Origin of the sequence: Caproicibacter sp., assembly GCF_046707225.1 — a bacterium.
In the GTDB taxonomy this organism is placed as follows: Bacteria; Bacillota; Clostridia; order Oscillospirales; family Acutalibacteraceae; genus Caproicibacter.
Map to the genome: position 1 here is coordinate 21283 of NZ_JBJKOP010000052.1, position 21849 is coordinate 43131.

The 21849-nt window shown below is 53.7% G+C and carries 22 protein-coding genes and 1 tRNA gene; 19 read left to right on the top strand and 4 right to left on the bottom strand.

The window, feature by feature from the left end; all coding sequences use genetic code 11:
• Nucleotides 1–15 precede the first annotated feature (15 nt).
• Complete coding sequence (locus ACLQ3M_RS14670) at nt 16–711, bottom strand: hypothetical protein (protein WP_228725092.1); 696 nt, start codon at nt 709–711, stop codon at nt 16–18.
• 68 nt (nt 712–779) lie between these two features.
• The gene (locus ACLQ3M_RS14675) at nt 780–2276 is read right to left on the bottom strand and encodes a recombinase family protein (protein ID WP_411678439.1); all 1497 of its coding nucleotides are present in this window, start codon (nt 2274–2276) and stop codon (nt 780–782) included.
• A 136-nt stretch (nt 2277–2412) separates the two neighbouring features.
• On the opposite strand from ACLQ3M_RS14675, the gene ACLQ3M_RS14680 reads away from it, so the two are divergent.
• Together ACLQ3M_RS14680 and ACLQ3M_RS14685 are read left to right on the top strand one after the other, a co-directional pair.
• Nucleotides 2413–2643 (top strand): hypothetical protein, encoded by a 231-nt coding sequence (locus ACLQ3M_RS14680; RefSeq protein ID WP_411678440.1) that lies wholly within the window; start codon nt 2413–2415, stop codon nt 2641–2643.
• 166 nt (nt 2644–2809) lie between these two features.
• Nucleotides 2810–3868, top strand: a complete 1059-nt coding sequence (locus ACLQ3M_RS14685; protein WP_411678441.1) for a LacI family DNA-binding transcriptional regulator — start codon at nt 2810–2812, stop codon at nt 3866–3868.
• Between the two features lie 69 nt (nt 3869–3937).
• Here the strand turns inward: ACLQ3M_RS14685 and ACLQ3M_RS14690 are convergent, their stop codons facing one another.
• Both ACLQ3M_RS14690 and ACLQ3M_RS14695 read right to left on the bottom strand, forming a co-directional pair.
• Entirely contained in the window at nt 3938–4078 is a 141-nt protein-coding gene (locus ACLQ3M_RS14690; RefSeq protein WP_411678442.1) for a hypothetical protein, read from the bottom strand.
• Between the two features lie 113 nt (nt 4079–4191).
• Nucleotides 4192–4413, bottom strand: coding sequence for a YdeI/OmpD-associated family protein (locus tag ACLQ3M_RS14695; protein ID WP_411678443.1), 222 nt, complete (start codon nt 4411–4413; stop codon nt 4192–4194).
• 178 nt (nt 4414–4591) lie between these two features.
• Between ACLQ3M_RS14695 and thyX the strand changes: the two genes are divergently transcribed.
• The 17 genes from thyX to ACLQ3M_RS14780 form a co-directional block, all read left to right on the top strand.
• A complete protein-coding gene (gene thyX / locus ACLQ3M_RS14700) occupies nt 4592–5365 on the top strand; it encodes an FAD-dependent thymidylate synthase (protein WP_411678444.1) in 774 nt (257 codons plus the stop codon).
• Nucleotides 5362–6039, top strand: a complete 678-nt coding sequence (locus ACLQ3M_RS14705) for a dTMP kinase (RefSeq protein WP_411678445.1) — start codon at nt 5362–5364, stop codon at nt 6037–6039. The genes thyX and ACLQ3M_RS14705 overlap by 4 nt, the downstream gene beginning before the upstream one ends.
• Nucleotides 6026–6940: a DUF2156 domain-containing protein gene (locus ACLQ3M_RS14710; protein ID WP_411678446.1), complete on the top strand. Its 915-nt coding sequence runs from the start codon at nt 6026–6028 to the stop codon at nt 6938–6940. The genes ACLQ3M_RS14705 and ACLQ3M_RS14710 overlap by 14 nt, the downstream gene beginning before the upstream one ends.
• Nucleotides 6937–7815, top strand: a complete 879-nt coding sequence (locus tag ACLQ3M_RS14715; RefSeq protein WP_411678447.1) for a GNAT family N-acetyltransferase — start codon at nt 6937–6939, stop codon at nt 7813–7815. The genes ACLQ3M_RS14710 and ACLQ3M_RS14715 overlap by 4 nt, the downstream gene beginning before the upstream one ends.
• Before the next feature lie 25 nt (nt 7816–7840).
• Complete coding sequence (locus tag ACLQ3M_RS14720) at nt 7841–8380, top strand: DJ-1 family glyoxalase III (RefSeq protein WP_411678448.1); 540 nt, start codon at nt 7841–7843, stop codon at nt 8378–8380.
• The gene (locus ACLQ3M_RS14725; RefSeq protein ID WP_411678449.1) at nt 8377–8967 is read left to right on the top strand and encodes a 5-formyltetrahydrofolate cyclo-ligase; all 591 of its coding nucleotides are present in this window, start codon (nt 8377–8379) and stop codon (nt 8965–8967) included. Before ACLQ3M_RS14720 ends, ACLQ3M_RS14725 begins: the two co-directional genes overlap by 4 nt.
• 20 nt (nt 8968–8987) lie before the next feature.
• Nucleotides 8988–10286 carry an endolytic transglycosylase MltG gene (gene mltG / locus ACLQ3M_RS14730; RefSeq protein ID WP_411678450.1) on the top strand — a complete coding sequence of 433 codons (1299 nt, stop codon included), beginning with the start codon at nt 8988–8990 and terminating at the stop codon, nt 10284–10286.
• Nucleotides 10283–11518 carry a peptidase U32 family protein gene (locus tag ACLQ3M_RS14735; RefSeq protein ID WP_411678451.1) on the top strand — a complete coding sequence of 412 codons (1236 nt, stop codon included), beginning with the start codon at nt 10283–10285 and terminating at the stop codon, nt 11516–11518. The genes mltG and ACLQ3M_RS14735 overlap by 4 nt, the downstream gene beginning before the upstream one ends.
• Before the next feature lie 46 nt (nt 11519–11564).
• The gene (locus ACLQ3M_RS14740) at nt 11565–13163 is read left to right on the top strand and encodes a peptidoglycan D,D-transpeptidase FtsI family protein (RefSeq protein ID WP_411678452.1); all 1599 of its coding nucleotides are present in this window, start codon (nt 11565–11567) and stop codon (nt 13161–13163) included.
• 350 nt (nt 13164–13513) lie between these two features.
• A complete protein-coding gene (gene alaS, locus ACLQ3M_RS14745; RefSeq protein ID WP_411678453.1) occupies nt 13514–16153 on the top strand; it encodes an alanine--tRNA ligase in 2640 nt (879 codons plus the stop codon).
• 44 nt (nt 16154–16197) lie between these two features.
• Nucleotides 16198–16536 (top strand): histidine triad nucleotide-binding protein, encoded by a 339-nt coding sequence (locus tag ACLQ3M_RS14750; protein ID WP_411678454.1) that lies wholly within the window; start codon nt 16198–16200, stop codon nt 16534–16536.
• A 43-nt stretch (nt 16537–16579) separates the two neighbouring features.
• Nucleotides 16580–17122 carry a phosphoribosyltransferase family protein gene (locus ACLQ3M_RS14755; RefSeq protein ID WP_411678455.1) on the top strand — a complete coding sequence of 181 codons (543 nt, stop codon included), beginning with the start codon at nt 16580–16582 and terminating at the stop codon, nt 17120–17122.
• Nucleotides 17123–17145: 23 nt separating this feature from the next.
• The gene (locus ACLQ3M_RS14760; protein WP_411678456.1) at nt 17146–19365 is read left to right on the top strand and encodes a ComEC/Rec2 family competence protein; all 2220 of its coding nucleotides are present in this window, start codon (nt 17146–17148) and stop codon (nt 19363–19365) included.
• Nucleotide 19366: 1 nt separating this feature from the next.
• A complete protein-coding gene (gene holA, locus ACLQ3M_RS14765; RefSeq protein WP_411678457.1) occupies nt 19367–20419 on the top strand; it encodes a DNA polymerase III subunit delta in 1053 nt (350 codons plus the stop codon).
• Nucleotides 20416–21000, top strand: coding sequence for a toprim domain-containing protein (locus tag ACLQ3M_RS14770; protein WP_411678458.1), 585 nt, complete (start codon nt 20416–20418; stop codon nt 20998–21000). Before holA ends, ACLQ3M_RS14770 begins: the two co-directional genes overlap by 4 nt.
• 61 nt (nt 21001–21061) lie before the next feature.
• Nucleotides 21062–21146 (top strand) — tRNA-Leu (locus ACLQ3M_RS14775).
• Between the two features lie 195 nt (nt 21147–21341).
• The coding region (locus tag ACLQ3M_RS14780; protein WP_411678459.1) for a GNAT family N-acetyltransferase at nt 21342–21849 on the top strand (508 nt) is incomplete at its 3' end.

Genomic DNA, 21849 nt, shown 5'->3' on the forward strand with positions numbered 1-21849 from the left:
AGACGGGGTTTTGGGTTACCTTTTTTCGCAGCTCCCGCCGTTATCTCCGGGAATATCGCTGACCTTTGGCGGGAAAAAGTCTTCGGCTGGGAATTCAATGCGGCGGAACATTTCACGCGGACTGTCTGATGTAGGCTGGCATTCCTGTTCCGGGATGCAGAATTCGTAGGAAGGAATCAGCAGCGGGACGTCACGGACCAGCTGAACGATGGTGAAAAGACCGATCGTAGCATAAATGGCGTGACTGCATCCATAATCAAATTCCGCTCCGTACAGTTCGCTGATGCTGTCGGGAATGCCGCTGCAAATGTCGCAGCCCTGCGGCGGACGGTCGCAGATTTTCGCGGAAAGACCGATCGGTTCGGATACCCGGCAGACGGCTTTCGGCAGAACTTTTCCTGTGGTTAATTCTACGTCCGGGTCGGCACTGCAGCCGGAAACAAATGTTTTAACATTTCCGTCGCTGCCGAACAGAATCACTCGTTTGTTTGCAAGGCACACGCCGTGCAGCACGTTCGGGCAGGCAGATTGCGGCAGGAATACATCCAGGCAGACATCAAAGAAGAAATTCATGTCTACGGCATAGAATCCCTGGTTGAACGGTACGGGTTCCAGATGTAGAAATACCTTAATGACTTCGGCGCTCCTGATTCTCACGCTGCAGGCGTGTTCAATCAATTCGTGTTTGTCAGGGGTGAAAAAGACCCTCATGTCTTCCAGATATTCCTTTGAACGGGAATGTTCAGGATATCTGCAGTATTCTCTCAGGACGGTCAGCTTTACAAAATGCCCTTCCAGTGAATCAGAATCTCAAACTGATTCGGCTTCCAGTCTTTTGCTTTGTAATATTCAATCCGATCAATCAGCGCCTTTAATAGGCGGTTTTGTCCTTCAGGGGGCAAATCGCGGTAAAGCTCGTAAAGGGTGGCCGGGGGGTTCAGGTCTTTCTTTTTCTGTTCGCTCACACTGACTTTTTCGCAGATTTCCAGCTTCGCGCGTTCCAGCTCATTCAGGCGCCGGTTCAAAATTTCCGCGCGTTCCCGGTATTTTGAAGGCGGGTATATTCCCTGTTCCACAAGGTCGCTCAGCCGGTCCAGCTGCCGCCGGGTGACAGCCAGACGTTTTTCAACAGAATTCCGGTCCCGGAGCAGCTGGGACAGTCCTGTCTGGTTTGGAACCGGCTCGGCTTTCAAGCGGAAACGCGGGTAAAGCGCCCTCAGCTGTGACAGCACCGCGGCCTCGACCAGCGCAAGGGCGGAGGAACGCACACAATTTCTGGTCGGGCAGATCAGCTGGGCGGATTCCTTTTCCCTGCCGGGTCGCCTTTGCATGGTTTTGCCGCAAATTCTGCATTTGACCAGACCGGCAAGCGGGTTTTCCATGGTGCCTGCGCCGTAAGGGGGGTGCCCGCGCCCGGAAAGGATTTGCTGCGCGCGGTCAAAAGTAGCGGAATCAATAATCGCCGGGTGCTTTCCGTTTACCACCTTCCAACGCGATCTTGGGTTGCTGACGACCCGTCCTTTCGGATTTTGCCGACTGCCCTTTTCCGTAATCCGTGTCTGATTCCAAGCGGTTTTTCCGGTGTAAACAGGATTTCGCAGAATTTTGCGGATACTCGTCCGGCTGAACCGTTCCGAACGCCGGGGCTTTGCGCCAAGCGTGCTGACCGTGTCTGCAATGCTCTGGCAGCCCATGCCCTCCTGAACATAAAGACGGAAGATCATTTTTACAAACTCCGCTTCCTCCTGCCGGATGGAAAGCGTTGGACGGCGTCCGTCCATTTTTTTTCGGTAGCCGTAGGGCGCGTTCGCCAGGTAATTTCCGTCATGCAGAGATTTCATAACCCCGTCTTGAAGACGATGCACGATATTCCTCAGTTCGTATTTTGCTATGATCGATTCAAAATCCGAGATTTCCTCGTCCGTCTCATCATTCAGATCAATGGTTTTCCTCATTGTAACAATCAGCGTGTGATGACGTTTCAATGTGGAATGAACATAGCCGACGTCTTCAAAATTGCCGCGGCTCAGTCGGTCGAGATCCTTGCACAGAACCGCGTCGTACATTCCGCGTTTCACATCCTCCAGAAGCTTTAAAATCTGTGGCCTTGCCGCAAGGCTTTCTCCGGACACGACCTCTTCATAAATTCCGCCCACCGCCCAGTCCTTCTGTGCCGCATAATCCAGCAGAATCTCCTTTTGGCGCTGCAGGGTTTCTTCCTCCGTATCCTTTGGATGGTCCGGCCTGGATTTCCGGACGTAAATCGCGACTGTCATAAATTCCCTCCCATTCCAGTATAAAGTTATCGGCGGAGCTCGTGTTTTATGAATCCGCCGTGCGAAATTCGTGTCAGGTTTCCGGCAGCTTGCCGGATGAAGGCCTTTTTGCGGAACCGAAGAGAGGGTGGGGGAGATGGGTCAGGTCACATTTTCACGGGAAGCCGTATCCGAGCTTGACAGCAATCCATGGGAGGGAGTTTCTGTGGATTTTGTCATGGATTCGGGATTTCAGAACGGAGAATCGCCGCGGTCGGGAGCGGTTTTAGAAGATAAAAATAAGCAGGACCGGCTTCAGGAGATCCTGGCTGATCTGGTTGGCACGCTCGCGGGAGATCCTGTGCAAATTACATTGATCAAGGATTAAAAAATAGGAATGATACCGGATTAATCCTATCTTTTTGTTGGTATCTTTTTATGGCATTGACCTTTTGAAAAAATGCGATATAATTATGTTTATCGGTTTCGTGGAACAAAAATACATATGGTTATATCTGGCTAGCAGGGATATGAACCGGTAATGGGAGAAAGACATGGGCGTTTTCAAAGAGAGTAATGTGACGATTGGTCAGGTGGCAACTGCCGCCGGAGTCTCTAAAACAACAATTTCCCGATATTTAAACGGTAAGTTTGATTATATGTCGAAAGAAACAAGACATCGAATTCAGAGTGTCATTGAAGAAATGAATTACCACCCAAGCAATATTGCGCGCAGCCTGAAATCCCAGAACAGCAGGGCGATCGGCTGTGTCATCGCGGATATCAGCAGCCCGTTTTCCTCCATATTACTAAAGGGAATCAACGATATCTGCAATGCAAGCGGATATCAGGTTTTGTTTTCCAATATTGACAATCAGCCGGACAAAGAACTGAAGTCGGTTCAGGAGCTGCTGAACAACCGGGTGGACGGTCTGATTATCAACACGACGGGCCAGAACGACGATGTGCTGACCGAGTTGAGCGGCCGCGGGATTCCAATCGTTCTGGCGGACCGCTGCATCGCTGAAAAGAATGTTCTGGATACCGTTACGACGGAGAATTATCATGTCACCTATTCCTGTATCCGTCACCTGTATGAAGAGGGCTTTCAAAAAGTGGCGTTTTTTACACAGGGCAATCGAAGAATCAGCCCCCGCGTCATTCGCTATGAGGCGTACCTGAATGCGATGAAAGAAATTTTTCAGTTGGACGGCAGCCGGACTTTTTACCGATTTGAAGAAAATGATACGGGGGACTGCGCTTCTCAGCTCACCCGCTTTACAGAGCAGTTTCCAGAGGAGAGGCTCGCTGTTTTCTGCGTAAACGGAGTCACCATGCTGAATGTGCTCCACGCGATGCAGCAGCATGGTTTTTTGATTACGGAGCGATTTGGGATCTGCGGATTCGACGACTGGGGATGGGCTTCTCTGATCCCGCCCGGAATTACGACCATTACCCAGGACTCCTATGCCGTCGGCGTACAGGCGGCGAAGATTATGCTAAAAAGGATTCAAGCAAAGAAAAAGGCCGCTCCGGTTTACATTGAGCTGCCCAATCGGCTTTGCATCCGCGGTTCAACGGATCTTCAGGCCGCCAAAAAATTTATGCTCTAAAGCAAATGGAAGCAGCGCCCGGATTTTTGTTCCGGGCGCTGCTCCGTGAATATCTGGTGTATAGCCCGCTCATTGCTGTGAACTGCAGGAATCATACACCCGGGCCGCGTCGATGCAAACGGCTTCTTTTATATTTCCCGTGCCTTGTCTGTTCGTATTATTCTGCGTGTTCTGTGTTGCTACAGCAGCTTCCGTACTATTTTTATCCATAAAATCATCCTCCTAACACATATTGGAACCTTGTATCTCTATAACATTTTATGGTGGCAAATTCATTGTGTTACAGGAATTCTTTTGCGGATAATTGTTTTTACGGCAGTCTGTCAGCCGATAAAACCCGTATCGCCCTGATCCAGATTTTGAACTGCGTTCTGAATTCGGCTTTTGGCTTCCTCGCCGGTGGTGGAATCTTCCACATAACGGATGACGGATTTCTGCTGCTCATCGTCCAGCCTGCCGAACGTTTTCATCGCGTTCGTATGCTGGGCCAAAGACATCATCAGGCCGATCGGCATATCGGTCGCATCCGGATTTTTCTTTCCCATAAACAAACCTCCCGTTTGATTTTTGATTATTGTGCGTCGATCGGGGCGGATCAATACGGTTTAAGCACAGCTAAAATCTGTCAGTTTCATCCCCTGATCCATTCAAAAAAGTTGCATCGGGGATGATATTTTGTTATAATAAGCCGAATTGAATCTCAATGATTAAGAGTTGATTAAAATGGCAAAAGTTACATTAATCACATATACCCCTAATCCGGATCAAGTGGTGGCGCAGGCTGCCAGGCTTTGCTATTCTCCCGATTCCATCGAGGAAATATCGAAGAACATGTCGCCCGAACAATCCGCCCGCATGGTGGACATGCTCGCAGGAATGGGTCATGACAGCCCCACGGAGCACGCGTCTTTCACATTCGGGATCGAAGGGGTTTCCCGCTCTTTTCTTGCACAGATCACCCGTCACAGAATCGCCTCCTACAGCGTGAGAAGTCAGCGCTATGTCAGCGAGGGGAATTTTGAATTTGTTATTCCTCCGGAAATCGACGCGATTCCAGAAGCGAGGCGGGAATTTTTGGAAGCGATGGAGGACGACCGCAGACGGTACGAAAAAATATCGGAACTGTTGATGCAAAAGCAGAAACAGCGTCTTCTGGCGGCGGGAAAAACGGAAAAACAGGCGGAGTCCGCAGCACACAAGCTGGCGAATGAAGACGCCCGCTTCGTTCTGCCGAACGCCTGCGAAACAAAGATGATCTGCACGTTTGACGCGCGCTCCCTGAAAAATTTCTTTGCGCTGCGCTGCTGCAACCGCGCGCAGTGGGAAATCAGAGACGTGGCCGTGCAGATGCTCCGTCTTGCGCAAAAAGCGGCGCCGGCGCTTTTTCGCACGGCCGGCCCTTCGTGCGTGCGCGGTGCCTGCACCGAGGGGAAAATGACGTGCGGCAGAGCGCAGGAAATGCGGGAGTTCTTCTCCCACCTGGCGGATTCTCAATGAGCGGCCGCCTGATTACGATCGACGGGCTGGACGGAAGTGGAAAGGCAACCCAGACGGATTTGCTTTGCAGAGAACTGGAACGCCGGGGGGTCAGGTACCGCCGGGTGTCATTTCCTGATTATTCCGCACAGTCCTCCGCTCCCGTCAGAATGTATTTAAACGGGGAGTTCGGGGATCAGCCGGGGGATGTAAACGCTTATGCCGCTTCTACTTTTTTTGCGGTCGACCGTTTTGCCAGTTTTGCCCGCTGCTGGAAGAAGGATTACCTGGACGGGAGCCTGATTGTAGCGGACCGCTACACGACTTCCAATATGATTTATCAGCTTGCGAAGCTTCCAAAGGAAGAATGGGACGGTTTTCTTTACTGGATACAGGATTTTGAATATGAAAAACTGGCTTTGCCCAGGCCTGACCTGACCGTTTACCTGGAACTCCCTACGGAGATTTCCCAAAAGCTTTTGGATCACCGGTATGAGGGCGGCAAGGGCAGGAAAGATATCCATGAACGCAATCTTGAGTTTCTTTCCGCCTGCGGGGAAAGCGCAGCCTACGCGGCCCGGCGCTTTTCCTGGAAAACAGTTTTCTGCGAAGAGGGAAAAGAGCTTAGAAAACGGGAAGAAATACACGAAGAAATATTAAAATTAATCTTGGAGGAACTTCATGTTGGAATTTAACTTTCCTGAGTTGTCGGACAGAGACTGGCTTGCGCCGAAACTGTCCGCAAGTGGGAAGCTGGGCAGCGAATGGGCCTTCGGCACGCTGTTTATCTGGAAAAACACTTATTATTCCAAGGTGTGCCGTTTGGGTGACAGCACGCTGTTTTGTTTCAGCGGCCCACTGCACACTTATAATATGCCGCTGTGCGAAAAAAGCCGGCTGCCGGAAATGATGGAACTGATGATAGCCGACGCGGCCGAAAAGAGGATTCCTTTTCAGCTTTGGGGGGCGACGAAGGAGCAGACCGAGGAACTGGAACAGCTTTTTCCCGGCAGGTTCCGCTTTGAGACGGACCGGAACAGCTCCGATTATGTTTATAGGTCGGAGGATCTGATTGCTCTGTCCGGACGGAAATTTCACGGAAAACGCAATCATATTTCGCAGTTTGAACGAAAATACGACTGGAGCTATGAGGACCTCACCCGCGAGAATCTGGAGGATTGCCGTTTGGTCGCAAAGCAATGGTGCAAAGATCACGGCGGTTGCAAGGACAAGGACGGGTTTGCCAGCGAGCCCTGTGCGATAGACCGCGCGCTGAATCACTTTGACGAGCTTCACCTTGCAGGCGGAATGATCCGCGTGGAAGGAAAACCCGTCGCTTTTACCGTCGGAGAAGAAATCAATCCGAAAGCTTATCTTCTTCATTTTGAGAAGGCGCTGGACGGTTACGACGGGCTGTATGCCGTCATCAACCATGAATATGCCGCAAAACACCTGGAAGGTTACGAATTCATTAACCGGGAAGAAGACATGGGCATTGAAGGACTGCGCAAAGCGAAGCTGTCTTATCACCCGGCTCTTCTGCTGGAACGGTACCGGGTAACCCTTGCGGTCAAAAACGGAGATGCTGAAAAGTGATCGGACTGGCCGGATGGGAGATGCGGGGAGAGCTTGCCGAACTTTGGCAGGCCTGTTTTCATGAGCCCAAACGCTTTCCGGACTATTTTCTGAATAATTACTTCCATCCGAAGGACTGCCTGGTGTACCGGGTGTCCGGAAAAATTGCCGCCGCGGTTTATCTGCTTCCCGCAGAGATCGTACGGGAAAACGGGACCGCGCAGGCACATTATATTTTTGCGGCCGGAACACAGCCGCGCTTTCGTTCCCGAGGATATATGGCGTCGCTTCTGGCTTATGCCGCCATTTACGGCGCCAAGCGGGAGGACAGGTACTCTGTGGTTCTTCCGGCCGACCAGCCGCTTTATTCATATTATGAACGAAATGGATATTTTGACTATTATAAAATCCGTTCCGTCATTGTTTCGCGCAGCCGCCTGGAACAGCTGGCGCCGGTCCTCCCCTCCGGCAGAATTCTTGCTCCGTCCTCGGAACTGAACAGGCTTCGGGGTTCGGTCCTTTCCCGGCATGGGGGATCCGTGCTGTGGAGCAACGAGCGGTTCCATTTTACGGTCGGATTTGGTTCGGCCTATGGGGACGGTTTGGTTTGCTCCGGGCCCGGCGGAGATCGGTCCTATGCAATTTGCAGAAGAGTCAATGAGAAATTATGCTCCGTCCGCGAGGCAATGACGGCCCCGCGGGGCCTGCCGGGCCTTGCGGCGGCAATCTTAAAACGGTATCCGGCTGAAACCTATGAGTTTCGACTGCCCGCGGGAGAAGGGCTGTTCCCCGGGGAGGGAACGGAAGAACGGTGCGGAATGCTTCGTCCAATCGGCGGTACCCCGGCGGAAAAGCCCGGAGTTCCGGCCCCGTACCTGGGGCTTGCGCTGGACTGAGCAGCTTTGATAAGGAGGAGATTTTATGGTTTATTTATTCCTGGCACAGGGATTTGAAGAAGTTGAAGCGATTACCCCGCTGGATCTGCTGCGCAGAGCCGGCGCGGAAGTCAGGACGGTAGGGATCGGGGGGCGCCGTGTGACGGGCTCTCATGGTATTGAAGTGACCGCAGACTTGGAAGAAGGACAAATCGACCTGCAAAACATAGAAATGGTGATTCTTCCGGGAGGAGTGCCCGGAACGAAAAATCTTGAGGATTCGCCGATTGTGCGGGCGAGTATCGGATATTGCGCGCAGAATGGAAAAAAGATCGCCGCGATCTGCGCCGCCCCTTCGATTTTGGGACATATGGATTTGCTTTCCGGGCATGCGGCGGTCTGTTTTCCCGGGTATGAAAAAGACCTGACGGGCGCCGAAGTGAAGTTTGATCCGGTCTGCGTCAGCGGCAACGTCATTACGGCGCGCGGCGCCGGTGTTGCGCTGCCCTTCGGCCTGAAGCTTGTGGAAGTATTGTTCGGCGCGGAAAAGTCGGAAGAAATCAAAGAAAAGGTTCAGTGTGTGTGAAAAACATTAAAGAAATCAAGAAAAATCTTCGCGCACAGTTCCGGCAGTACAGGGAACGGATGAATCCGGAGAAAAAGGCGAAGTACGACGCCGCGATTCTTGACCGGTTCCTCTCTCTCAGGGAATATGAAAGCACGCGAACGGTTTTCACCTATGTCAGCAAACCGATTGAGGTGGATACAACCGAATTGATCCGGTCTGTGCTTGCACTCGGACGCGAGGTGGCGGTTCCGCTTTGCCTGCCGGAAACGTGCGGAATGCAATTTTATAAAATAAATTCTTTGGAAGAATTGATCACCGGTACCTATGGGGTTCTGGAACCCGACCCGGAGAGAAACGCGCCGACTGAAAGCAGTGAAAACAGTATCTGCATTGTTCCCGGACTCAGCTTTGATTCCCAGGGATATCGGCTGGGTTACGGCAAAGGTTATTACGACCGGTTTCTTTCCGATTTCAGGGGATTAACCGTTGGTCTGTGCTATACCGGGTGCCTGAAATGGAATCTTCCGCACGGGTACTACGATAAGCCGGTGGATATTTTGATCACTGAAAAATATATCCGTAGAATATCGGCCAAAAAAGCCTGATTGGGGAACGGAGGACGGGTATGAACGATGACGAACGGCGGGCTGAACGCGCGCACAGAGAAAAATTGGACAATTTCAATTTGCAGATTCATGAGGATCCGGAGGAACTGCCCGGGCAGGAAATTTACAGCCGCGGCTCCGACGCCGTGCCTGATTCCGATTCCGTAATCAGCAGTTTCAGCGAGGGTAGGGAAAACGGAGGGAAAAACGCTGTGGCTGACCAAAGGACAATGGAGCTCCACCGGCTGCGCAATCGGGAAAAGGGAAGAAAAAACAAGCGCTTTTTCCGGTTCGTCTGGTTTATGATGGTGCTGTTTGTTTCTCTTTTGCTTGCGCGCTATCTGGTGGTCGGCGTGAACGATATGCTGGCGGTTGGAAGAGACAGCCTTAACGTAACGGTCGATATTCCCCAGAAGGCAACCGGCAAGCAGGTGGCGCAGATCCTTTATCAGGACGGAGTAATCCGGGACAAAAATTTCTTTCTGATTTATGCCAAACTGACCAAAGCCCCGAAGCAGTTCGGCGGCGGCAGCTTTCAGGTAAGCACAAATATGGATTATGAAGCTCTGATCAATTCCATCCAGTCCAACGCGAATCGGGTGGATACCGTAAAGCTGACATTCCGGGAGGGCATGAATGCTCCGGAGGTGGCCGAGCTGCTGCAAAGCAACGGGGTGTGCTCCGCAAAGGACGCGGAAACGGTGTTCAACAGCGGGAGCCAGAATAAAAGTTACGATATGCTGCAGCAGATCACAAACGCCTCCGACCGCTATTATCAGCTGGAGGGCTATCTGTTCCCGGATACGTATGAGTTTTACAAAAACGAGGACCCGGAACAGGCGGTCGCAAAGCTTGTCAGCAACTGCAACCGAAAGCTGACAAAACAAATCAGGCAGAAAGCCGAAGACAGCGGCATGACGCTGGACCAGATGCTGACGCTTGCCTCCATGATACAGGCGGAAGCCGCCGACAAAGACGATATGTATCAGGTATCCAGTGTGTTTCATAACCGCCTGAGCAGCAAAAAGCCCGAACTGATGCACCTGGATTCCGACCCGACAACCTATTACCCTTACCGCAAACTGTCGCTGGTTCCTGAAAATATCCGCGACACCTACAAAAGCCGTTACGATACCTATACCGTCGAAGGACTTCCGCCGGGGCCGATCTGCAATCCCGGGATGGACGCGATCGACGCGGCGCTGAATCCGGCTTCCACGAGCTATTATTATTTCTGCCACGACGCAAAAGGAAAAGCCTACTATGCTAAAACAGCCGGCGGGCATCAGGCGAACCTGAAGAAAGCCGGTTTGAGATGACGGCTCGGGAAAGGCCCGGGCCGGAGCTCCTCGCCCCCGCAGGAGACCGGGAACGGCTGGAAGCGGCGGTATTGTTCGGCGCGGACGCGGTTTATCTTGCCGGCAGGGAATTCGGGATGCGGACCGCCTCTCCGAATTTCGGCGGGGATGAGCTTGCTTCGGCAGTTCAGTTTGCTCATGAGGCCGGCGTCAGGGTCTACCTGACCTGCAACACCATTGCGCACAATGAGGAACTGAAAAGGCTGCCGGACTTTTTCAGGCAGGCCGCCGGCGCGGGAGCGGATGCGCTGATCGTGGCGGATCTCGGCGTGCTTCGGCTGGCGCAGCGATATGCTCCGGGCGTCCCGGTCCATATTTCCACGCAGGCCGGAGTCGTTAACAGCGAGGCGGCCCGCGCCTTTTATGAGCTTGGCGCGCGCCGGGTCGTTTTGGCACGCGAGCTGAGTCTGGATGAAATTGCTGAAATCCGCGCAAACGTCCCGCAGGACCTGGAACTGGAGGCTTTTGTACACGGCTCCATGTGTGTTTCCTTTTCCGGGCGGTGCCTGCTATCCAGTTATCTGACCGGACGGGACGCAAACCGAGGCGACTGCGCGCAGCCCTGCCGGTGGAAATACGCGCTCACGGAGGAAAAGCGGCCGGGGCAGTATTTCCCCATTTCGGAAGATGAAAACGGTACTTATATTCTCAATTCCAGGGACATGAATCTGATCGAACATATTCCGGAGCTGGCCGCAGCGGGAATCAGCTCGCTCAAAATTGAAGGACGGGCAAAATCCGCTTATTACGCGGCGGTCGTCACGAACGCCTATCGCCATGCGATCGATTATTTTCTTCAGAACCCGGGAGCGGAACTGCCCGCGTGGGTTCCGCAGGAGCTGGAAAAAGTGAGCCACCGCGCTTACAGCACCGGGTTTTATTTTGGCGGCGAACCCGGTCAGGTCCTGGAAAACGGGGGCTATGTGCGCAGCTATGAGGTTATCGCGGTCTGCACGGGGCGGGCCGGGTCCCGCACCGTTCTGTCCCAGCGGAATCGCTTTTTCCGCGGCGATGTCGCGGATGTGCTGGAGCCGGGCGGCGGGGAACCGTACCTGCTCCGGCTGGACGACATTTTCGACGAGTCGGGCGAGCCGATTCGAACCGCAAACCACGCCGCGATGACCGTTTTGCTGGAAACGGACCGCGAAATTCCGGCCGGCTCGATTTTACGCAGAAAAATGAAGCATGATTAAAAATCCCACCCGTTGGCAAAGATAGCCTTTACGGGGGGATTTTTTCATGAGTAAACGAGCCGCCACTTTTTTCTGTGTGTTTATGCTGGGGATGTTTCTGACCATTTTGATGGTATACCGGATTTCCAACGGAACGGAGCTTGCCCAGACGGCGGAGAGGCAATCCAGCTATAAACTGACGGTTGCCTCAACGAGAGGAACCGTCTATGACTGTAACCTGTCCGCTCTGACAGGCGCAGAAAAGGAATATGTCGCCGCCGTTGTGCCGGGCATTGAAACGACCGCCGCACTCAGCTGGGTTCTGCCCGCCGAACGAATGGAAAGCCTCTATGAAACGCTGAGCGAAGGCCGCCCGTTTACGCTGAAACTTCCCTCAAAAATCGAACAGGAAGGAATCGATGCTTTTACCATCCAAGACCGGTACCCGGATTCCGGAATGGCCGCTCATATTCTGGGGTATCTGGACGGATCCGGAAAAGGCGCCGCGGGAATCGAAAAAGCGTATGATTCCCTGCTTGGCGGGAATCAGGGCAGAATCACCGTGACGTACAAGGTTGACGCGCTCAACCATGTTCTGGCGGGAGAGAAAAAACAAATCAGCGACACGTCCGACCTTGGAAAAAGCGGCGTGGTTCTGACGCTGGACAAATACATTCAGACGGTCGCCGAGCAGGCCGCCGACCGGTACCTGACCAAGGGAGCAATCGTCATCCTGGAAGTGCCGTCGGGCAAAATCCGCGCGATGGTCAGCCGCCCTTCCTACAATCAGAACGATGTTGCATCCGTTCTCAAGGCAAAAGACTCACCGCTTTTAAACCGCGCGGTTTCGGCGTACAGCGTCGGTTCCGTATTTAAGCTGGCAGCTGCTGCGGCGGCGCTGGAGTATGGAATTTCACCGGACTACACCTATACCTGCACCGGCGGAATCGACGTGGACGGCGGAATATTTCACTGTTATAATTCGGAAAGCCACGGAAAACAGAACATGAAACAGGCAATCGCAAATTCCTGCAATACGTATTTTGTAAATCTGATGCAGCAGGTTCCTCAGGAAAATTTCCTGAACATGGTCCGCTCCCTGGGGTTCGGCCAGTCGTTTGAGCTTGCGCCGGGACTTTCTTCCGACACCGGGGTGCTTCCGACCCTGAAAAGCCTGGGTGTGCCCCGGGCCCTTGCCAATTTTTCATTCGGGCAGGGGGAACTGACGGCCACGCCGTTGCAGGTTGCCGCCATGACAAACACGATTGCTTCGAACGGCGTGTTCGTTCGCCCTGCTCTGTACGAGGGAACGGTCGATGAGCAGCTAAAATACACAGGCCGCGCACAGCAGCAGCAGGGAACCCGCGTATTGTCGGAAAAGAACGCCGGGCTCCTGCGGGAATTCATGCAGGCGTCCATCGAAGGAGGTACCAGCCGGGAGGGGAAACCGGATCAGGGCGGGGCCGGAGCAAAAACGGCGACGGCTCAGACCGGAAAATATGTCGACGGAACGGAACTGGTGGAATCCTGGTTTACCGGCTTTTTTCCGTATGACGAACCCAGGTACGTCGTCACCATTTTTGAGGAAGGCGGGGACGGCGGCGGCCGGACCTGCGGCCCGGCTTTCAAGGAAATCGCGGACGAGTTGTATCAGGCGATCGGCTGAACGGAAAAACGGCCGGGACTGATTGACAAGCGCAGTAAAACGGATTATAATCAAAAAGTATTTTGAAGGATAAGGTTACAGGCGACGAAGGGCAGAAAACGCGAATCGGTCCGAATCAGAGAGGGAATCCACGGCTGCAAGATTCCTGCGGAAACGGTTGTGTTCAGCCGGCCCGGAGCCCCGCGGCGAAGAGCGGCGGCGTATCCCCGCGTTAAGGGAGGAACGAGAGGCGTCCGCTGTTGGGCGCAATTTGGGTGGTACCACGGATTTTTCCGTCCCATAGGGGGACGGGGAAGTCTATTTTTTTGTGATTTGGCCGATTTTAATACGGATTGGAGATTCTGAAGGAAATGAAATGGACGGGACTGAACGACTTGAGGGAGATCTATCTCTCCTACTTTGAGTCAAAAGGGCATCTGCGCCTTCCCAGCTTTCCGCTGATTCCAAAGGACGACAACAGCCTTTTGCTGATCAACTCCGGTATGGCGCCGATGAAGAAATATTTTACCGGCGAGGTGACGCCTCCGCGCAAGCGAGTGACGACCTGTCAGAAGTGTATCCGCACCGGCGATATTGAAAATGTCGGCATTACGGCTCGCCATGGAACATTTTTTGAAATGCTGGGAAATTTCTCATTCGGCGACTATTTTAAGCACGAGGCGATTCCGTGGGCATGGGAATTCTGCACGAAGGTGCTGGAGCTGCCGGTCGACAAGCTTTGGGTGACGATTTATCTGGACGACGACGAGGCGCACGACATCTGGGTGAACGAAGTGGGGATCGACCCGAAGCACATCGTCCGGCTCGGCAAGGAGGACAATTTCTGGGAGCACGGTTCCGGTCCGTGCGGCCCCTGCTCCGAAATTTATTTCGACCGCGGCGAGCAGTACAGCTGCGGCAAGCCGACCTGCGGCGTCGGCTGCGACTGCGACCGCTATGTTGAATTCTGGAACGTCGTGTTTTCTCAGTTCGACAGCGACGGCAAGGGGAATTATCCGCCGATGGAGCATCCGAACATCGACACCGGCATGGGGCTGGAGCGCCTTGCCTGCATCATGCAGGGAGTTGACAACCTGTTCCTTGTCGACACGGTTCAAAACATTATGAAGCACATTTCTAAAATTACCGGGGTGGACTACGGTGATAACCCGAAGTCGGACGTTTCGCTGCGCGTGATTACCGACCATGTCCGCAGCACCGTATTCATGATCGGGGACGGCGTTATGCCGTCGAACGAAGGGCGCGGCTATGTCCTTCGCCGGTTGCTTCGTCGGGCCGCGCGCCACGGCCGTTTGCTCGGCGTTCACGATACGTTCCTTTGGCAGGTGGCGGATACCGTCATCGCGGAAAACCGCGGCGCTTACCCAGAACTGGCGGAAAAGCGCGACATGATCGTAAAGCTGATGCGGGTCGAGGAAGAGAGCTTTTCCAAAACCGTCGATCAGGGCCTTTCATTGGTTAACGGGTATCTGGACGAAACGGAAAAGGCGGGAGGCAAGGTCTTTTCGGGCGCGGAGGCATTTTTGCTCAGCGATACCTACGGCTTCCCGATCGACCTGACCAAGGAAATCGCGGCGGAACGCGGCCTGTCTGTGGATGAAGAAGAATTTGCCCGCCTGATGAAAGAGCAGAAGGAGCGTGCCCGCGCGGCGCGCAAAAATGCAGGGTCGGATGCCTGGGCCGGGGAAAACGACCAGCTTGAAGGAATTCCGGAAACTGATTTTGTCGGCTATGGAACCATGAAAACCGAAGGCCGGGTGCTCGCGATTCTGAAGGACGGCTTGCGCTGTGAAAGCGCGACGGCCGGAGATGAGGTTACCGTGGTACTGGATCGGACCGCGTTTTACGCCGAAAGCGGCGGCCAGGTGGGCGACACCGGCGTTATGGAATCCGACGGAGCAGTTCTGGCTGTGACCGGCACTACAAAAAATCATGCGAAAAATTATTTGCATCATGCGGCTGTCAAAGCGGGGGAGCTGCGTGCGGGCGATACGGTGAAAGCCGAGGTAGACGCTCCGCGAAGGCTTGCGATTATGCGCAACCATACGTCGGCGCATTTGCTGCAGGCGGCGCTGCGCAGAGTTCTCGGCACGCATGTGGAGCAGGCGGGCCAGCTGGTCGACGAGCACCGCGTACGGTTTGACTTCACGCACTTTTCCGCTTTGACCGGCGAGGAACTGAAAAACGTGGAAAACCTGGTGAATGCCGAAATCCTGAGCGGCCTTTCGGTTGAATGCCGTGAAATGCCGATTGAGGAAGCGAAAAAGCTTGGCGCCATGGCTTTGTTCGGGGAAAAATACGGCAGCGTTGTGCGCGTTGTTACGGCGGGGGATTTTTCCAGCGAGTTCTGTGGCGGCACCCACATGGACAATACCGCGAAGATCGGCTTGTTCAAAATTGTGTCGGAAAGCAGCGTCGCGGCGGGCGTCCGCCGCATCGAGGCCGTAACGGGCAATAATGTGATTGCTTATCTGGATGAGCTTGCCGGGGAACTTCAGCAGGCGGCATCGGTGCTTAAAGTGAACAATCCTGCCGAACTCGCGCAGAGAGCGGAGCAGATTTCGGCGGAGCTGAAAGAAAAGGACCGCGAGCTGGAATCTCTGAACGGCAGGCTGGCGTCCATGCGCATGGAGAGTCTGTTCGCCCGAGCAAAACAGGTCGGCGAAGTCCGCCTGATCGCGGCAAAACTGGACGGGGCGGACGCGGAAGTCCTCCGCATGATGTGCGACCGCGTCAAAGAGCATGCGCCGGATCTGGTCGCCGTGTTGGCCGGAGTTCAGGACGGCAAGGCAAATATTGCGGTCGCCTGCGCGAAGGAAGCTTTGAAAAAAGGCGCCCACGCCGGCAAGATCGTGAAAGAAGTCGCCGCACTGGCCGGGGGCGGCGGCGGCGGACGCCCGGACAGCGCGATGGCTGGAACAAAGCATCCGGAAAAGCTGGACGAGGCGATTTCCGCCGCGGAAAAAATTGTTGCCAATATGGTAAAATAAGTTTATAATAAATGTTCGGAATCTGATGCAAAGGAGGATTTGCCTTGGATTGTGTATTTTGCAAAATCGCCGCGGGAGAAATCCCCTGTAAAAAAGTTTATGAGGACGACCGGATTTTGGCGTTTTGTGATTTGGAGCCTCAGGCGCCGGTTCACATTCTTCTGATTCCAAAGAAGCACATCGCTTCCGCCGCCGAAATTACGCCGGAAAACAGCGCGGTTGTTGCCCATATCTACGAAGTCGCGGCTCAGCTTGCAAAGGAAAACAAGCTGGACGGCGGGTTCCGCATTGTCTGCAACGCGGGCGCGGACGGCGGCCAGTCGGTGCAGCATCTGCATTTTCATCTGCTGGGCGGCCGTTCGATGAAATGGCCTCCGGGCTGACGGTGTCCGGCGTTATTCTTAACGGAAAGGTCGATCTTTTGTTATGAGTGAAAAATACTATCATATGACCATTGCGGGCTGCGAACGCGACCTGCCGATTTGCCCGATCGACGAACATCTTGACATAGCGGGCTTTATTATGCTGGGTGATGTGGAAATCACGGAAAAGACCGCCGAGGCGCTGCTTGAAAAGTGCCCGGAGCACGATGTCGTAGTGACCGCGGAGACCAAAGGAATTCCGCTTTGCTATGAAATGGCCCGTCAGGGCTGCGGCAGGTATGTCGTTGCCCGCAAGAGCGTGAAAGCATACATGAGAAATCCGGTTTCGGTTGAGGTTAAATCCATCACCACCGACCATGTACAGAAACTCTTTCTCTCGGAGGAAGATGAAAAGCTGATGCGCGGCAAGCGCGTCCTGATTGTGGACGACGTAATCAGCACGGGGGAGTCTCTGGCCGCGATGGAAAAGCTAGTAAAGATCTACGGCGGCGAAATTGTCGGCCGGGCCTGTGTGCTCGCGGAAGGCGACGCAAAGGACCGTACGGACATCGTTTTTCTTGAGCCGCTGCCGCTGTTCTTCAAATAGGCAGCCTTTTTGGGGGAGATTATATGAGACGGCCGCTGGTGTTGGTGGGATTTTCTTATCTGCTGACGCTGGCGGCCGCGGTTTATCTGGGCGCTGAAAATTCATTTCTTTTGTTTTGGTGCTGTCTGGCACTGTTTGCAGCGACGGCCGCAATGAAAAGAACCCGTACCGTACCGGTGCTTCCGGCGGCATTTCTCACGGCGGCGGTAGCGTTTGCCTTTTTTGCGGGGTATTCCCGTGCGGCAGTGGAACCGCCGCGTTCCCTTGACGGCGCGGATGCTACGGTGGAGGGTGCCGTCTGCGAGCTGCCGTATTCCCAGAACGGGCGGTGGTATTATGTGGTCAGTCTTGACTCGGTATCCGTTTCCGGCGCGCCGCAGCGGTTTAAAATTCGTCTGTCTTCCCAGAATGAGTTGAATGTCGAGCCCTATTCCCGCATCCGCTGCGGCGTCCATCTTTTTCGCCCGCAGGGAGGAGAGGGGTACAGCTCCGAATCCTATTATGAGTCGCGGGGAATCCGAATGTTTGCCTACGTTTATGAGTACGAACCGGTGATCGTTTTACCGCCGGAATCGAAACCTCCGTATTACTATGCTCTTTTGCTGCGCCGGGCGATGATTTCATCGGTGGATTCCATGCTTCCGGCAGAAGAATCCGGCCTGATTCGGGGGATGCTGCTGGGGGACAAAACCGCGCTGTCTTCCGAGACGACAGAGAATTTTCGCACCGCGGGGGTTTCACATCTTCTTTCCGTATCCGGCCTGCATATGGCGACCATCGCGCAGCTTCTGCTTTTACTGTTCGGCGTCCTTCGCATCCGGAAAAAGAAATCCGCACCGATTGCAGGCGTCGGGATTTTTTGCTTTATGGCTGTCACGGGCTTTGTGCCGTCCGTTGTTCGCAGCGGGATCATGTGCCTGCTCTGTCTGGGTGCCCCGCTTGCTTCACGGCGGGCGGACCCGCTGAATTCGCTCGGAACGGCGGTCCTGATTCTGTGCCTTCCGAATCCGTACGCGGCGGCGGACGTGGGCCTTCTGCTGTCCTTTTCCGCCACGCTTGGGCTGATTTTATTCGCCGGGCCGATCCAGCGACGTTTGGACGCGCACCTGGATCGATTTCGACCGTTAAGGCCGATCATACGGGGAGTAAACGGAATCCTTGGCACATCGTTTGCCGCGATTGCGGCAACGCTGCCGGTAATGTTGCTGTCTTTCAAAAGCGTTTCCCTGATTGCGCCGCTTTCGAATCTGCTGATGCTGGTACCGGCTTCCCTGATGATTGCGGTGTCGGCGGTTGGGGCGGTGATTGGGCTTTTTGCGCCGCAGTCGTTTTTATTAATGCCGTTTGCGCTTGTCAGCGGGATCCTTGCAAAATATCTGCTTGCCTGCGCGCATTTTCTGGCGGGGATTCCGTGCGCGAGTGTTTCGGCCGGTTACGGCTATGTCACCCTTTGGCTGGCGGGTTCCGTTTTGCTGTTCGCGTTTGCATTGTACCATGGACGAAAACTGGTCGTGACGGCAGCATTTCTCTCGGCGGTTCTCCTTCTCACGGGAATTGCGAGTGATAAGGCCGTGTCACAGGGCAGAACGCGGATTGCCGTGCTGGATGTCGGAACGGGCCTGTCCGTTGCCGTAAGCAAAAACGGACATACGGAGGTTTTTGGGTGCGGAGGGTACAATTCAAACGCCGTGACGGGGTATTTGAAGGGAAGAAACATCGGTGAGCTCGACGGCTTGTGTCTTCTGACACAGGACAGGGACGAAGCTGTTAATTCGGCTGAATTGCACCGGCAATTCTCGATCGATGATTTTTCCGCGCCGGCGGGAAGCCGTTATGACGGATTTGCATTGGAAACAGCCGCCGGGTGCAAATCGGTTTCCTGGCAGGAAAATTCTCTGTTGGACCGGATGTGGAGGAATGTGGAAATCCAGGAGGCCGGCTGCGGAGCAAGCCGGGCCGTCCGGATCAGGGTTCAAAACCTGAACCTCCTGCTTTTGCCGGCCGGGGCAGATGTGTCCCTGCTGCCGCAGAGCTGGTGCAGCCCGGATTTTTTAATTACGGACATGCCGCCTGCCGAAACTTCCGTATTGCGCCCGATGTGCACGGTCCTTTCCATGGATCTGCAGGATCTCTGTAAACTTTCACACCAAGGCGGGAAGCATACACTTTGGACGGGCGGGTTTGGAACAATTGTACTTGAATCGAAGGAGGACCGGACACTGACGGTCGGAAGGGAGCCATAGAATGCCGGAAATTACGGAAGCCGAACTGAAAAAGCAGATCGATCAGTCAAATTTCGCAAACCTGTATTTTTTATATGGAGAAGAAAAATATCTGGTGTCGCATCATACGGAACGGCTTGCGGGCAAGGCGTCCGGCAGTCAGTTTACCGACTTCAATTTTCAAAAATTCGAAGGCGATGAAACGGGGATCGACCGGATTGCGGAGGCCGTGCAGGCGCTGCCGTTTTTCGCGGAGCGCAAGTGCGTTCTCGTAACGGATCCCGACGCCGACGCGATGAAAACGGCAGAGATGGAAAAGTGGAAAGAACTTGTTTCCTCTTTGCCGGAGACCACCGTCCTGATTGTGGCCCTTGTAAACAGGAACTCGGATGAAAAGAAGGGGAAAAACTGGAAAAAATTCATCGACCTGATGAAGAAAAGCGGAAATGCCGTTCGTTTCGGCAAACGGACGGGAGCGCAGCTCCAGAAGCTGCTTTGCTCCGGCGCACAAAAACGGGGCTGTCAGCTTTCATCCCGCAACGCGGACCGGCTTGTCGGCTTTTGTGGGGCGGATCTGACCACGCTCTTAAACGAGCTCGAAAAGCTTTGCTCTTACGTGAAACAGGGCGAAATCACGGCGCAGCTGATTGACCGGCTCGCCGTAAAAAATCTGGAAGCCCGCATTTTCGACCTTTCGAAAGCGGTCTTATCGGGTTCCGGCGACCGCGCGTATTCTATTCTTGACATTCTGCTTGAACAGGGAGAGGAGCCAGTCGCAATCCTCGCGGTGCTTTCGTCAGCCTACCTTGACCTGTACCGCGTCCGTGCGGCGATTCAGAGCGGCCTGAGCGCGACGGAACCCGCGAAATACTTTGACTATGCACGCAAGGAATTTCGCCTCAGAAACGCGGAGAAAGACTCGGCGAGATATCCGGGCGGAATGTACCGGGAAAGCCTGAAAGAGCTTCTTTCGGCGGATATGGACCTGAAAAGCTCGCGCGGCAGCCGCCGCACCGTTCTTGAAAAATTGATCGCAAGGCTTTTGATTCTGGCAGAAAGGGGAAATACGGCTTGATCCATGTAAAGGAAGCAGTGATTGTAGAGGGGAAATACGATAAAATCAAATTGTCTTCCATAATCGATGGCCTGATTCTGCAAACCAACGGCTTTCGAATTTTTAAGGATCCGCAGCAGATGGCGCTGATCCGCTCGCTTGCGGATTCCCGGGGTATTTTAATTCTGACCGACAGCGATTCGGCCGGGTTTTTGATTCGCAATTATCTCTCCGGCTGTATTGCGCCGGAAAAAATCCGGCATGTCTATATCCCGGATCTTCTGGGAAAGGAAAAGCGAAAGGAGAAACCGTCCAAGGAGGGCAAATTAGGCGTGGAGGGAATGCCGCTTGCCGTCCTAAAGGAAGCGCTTCTCCGCGCCGGAGTCGGGGTGGGGGAGGAGCAGGCAGCGGAGTCCCGCCGTATTACGAAAGCCGATTTATTTGCACACGGCTTGTCCGGCGGTCCTGAAAGCGCTAAAAAGCGCGCCGCGCTGCTGAAACGGCTTTCCCTTCCGGAATATTTATCCGCGAATGCTTTGCCGGAAGTGCTCAGTGGAATGATGAGCTATGATGAATTTGTCCGAATTGCGGCCGAACTTTAAAAAAATTAGCAATTTTGTGTTGACAATCGGACGAAAAAGATGATATAATGTTTCTTGCTGAGCGCGAGTGCTGGAATTGGCAGACAGGCACGTTTGAGGGGCGTGTGTTGTATGACGTACGGGTTCAAGTCCCGTCTCGCGCACCAAATTGAAAACCCGGGAAGCCGCATGAACGTTGGCTTTTCGGGTTTCTTTTTTTGCAGATTAGCCCAAATGGGGTTTGTTTGGGGTTTACGGCAAATCCCAACATGTTGTGGTGCGGTTCTGCTGACCTAAGAGAGAGCTATATCGTCTGCGCTTTCTAGGATTGATCGGGGTTGTTTGAAAGGGAATGATTGCTAATGATAATACGAACATATAATGACGCAGATGAGCAGGGTTGGCTTTTTTGCCGTGTGCTTTCCTTTCTTGACTGCTCTTACTATAATGATGTGAAAACAGCAAAAGAAAAGTATGACCATCCGTCCATTTGCTTGGTGGCAGAAGATAACGGCTCAATTGTTGGTTTGATTGACATTGAACTCGACTCGGATGATTTAGCCTGCAACGGGGACGAGCGCGGCGCAATTATTTGGCACATGGCAGTTATGCCGCAATACCGCAGGCAGGGTGTTGCCGGAAAGCTATGGAAACAGGCTAAAGCACAATTGTTATCGTTAGGCATCCACTATTGCGAACTGTGGACGCAGGAGGATGTTCCTGCGAATCAATTCTATCAGTCCATTGGATTTGCCTTGGAAAACTCACAGACTTGGATACGTTGCTATGCTCAAGGGAAAAGCTGCCTGGAGCTGTTAAACAGCGCTGAGATAGGAAAGATATACGGACCGGAAGAACTCGTCTTTGACG